The 1,299-nt window shown below is 48.6% G+C and carries 1 protein-coding gene; it reads right to left on the bottom strand.

Annotation, left to right across the window (positions count from 1 at the left end):
• On the bottom strand, nucleotides 1-1,299 hold a 1,299-nt coding region (locus tag R8N49_RS24730), incomplete at both ends, for a putative bifunctional diguanylate cyclase/phosphodiesterase (RefSeq protein ID WP_318190168.1).

Genomic DNA, 1,299 nt, shown 5'->3' with positions numbered 1-1,299 from the left:
GAAATCTCGATTCCGAGTTCACACAGCTGATTTAGCGATGCGATGGACAGTTTTGGATCGATAAGCAAAAAGCTTTCGGTAATTTCCAGCTCCAAGCGATGCGCCGGGAATCCCGTTTCACGAAGGATGGCTTTGAGCTTGTTGATGAAGCGCGACTGTTGCAATTGAAGTGCTGATACATTGACTGCAATTTTGCCAAATTGAACGCCTCTCGCCAGCCAGTCAGTCCCTTGTAAACAGGCGTCTTTGAGGACCCATTCGCCGATACTTTGAATCAAGCCCGTCTTCTCTGCGATAGGAATAAAATCCGCAGGTGGCACTAAGCCAAATTCAGGGTGTTCCCAACGCACTAAGGCTTCCACACCAATAATTGCGTTTTGCGCGAGGTTGTATTGTGGCTGATACACCAAATGCAGCTGTTCTTTTTCTATTGCTTCATGCAGCGCAGATTGAATACGGACGTGCGATACCGATTTGTCAGTTAAATCCGGAGAGTAGAACGCGTAGCCGTTGCGGCCATTTTTCTTTGCCAGATACATTGCGGTGTCGGCGTTTTTTAGCAGCGTTTCACTGTCTTGACCGTCGTTCGGGTAGAGTGCGATACCGATGCTGGTGGAGATCCGCAGCGAATCGTGATTTGCTAGATCGAACGGGCGGCGGAACACGCCCAAAATCGAGCTTAACGTTTCGAGTAACGGAGAATCGCCGTCAATGTCTGGCAGTACGATGACAAATTCATCGCCACCGATGCGAGCCACATTCGCGTTCAGGTGCAAAATGTCTTGCAGGCGAACCGCCAGTTTCGACAACAGTTGATCACCACAGAAATGGCCCATGCTGTCGTTAATGTGCTTAAAGTGGTCGATATCAAGAAACAACGTAGCAAAAGGTTGTTCCATCTCGATGTGCTGTTCCAGCAAGCTGATCAAATGGGTTCGGTTGGGCAAGTTGGTCAGCGGATCATAAAACGCCATGCGTTGCAGTTTCTCTTCGTGCGCTTTGCGCACTGAGATGTCCTCAAACACACAGATGTAGTTAATTAGGTGGTTTTTGTCATCCATTACCGCGCTAATAGTGGCTAATTGCGGGTAAATGCTGCCATCACGTTTGCGGTTGATAAACTCGCCTTTCCATTGACCTTTGGTTTCAAGCTGCTGCCAAAGTTGTTGGTAAAAAGCATCATCATGGTGCCCAGAACGGAGAATGTTGGGGTTCTTCCCAATCACTTCTTCGGCGCTGAATCCGGTGATCTGCGAGAACGCGTTGTTGACATCAATGATGTTGGCATTGCTGTCGGTA

Source organism: Vibrio sp. 1978 (assembly GCF_033344345.1).
This window is presented reverse-complemented; position numbering and strand designations above follow the sequence as displayed.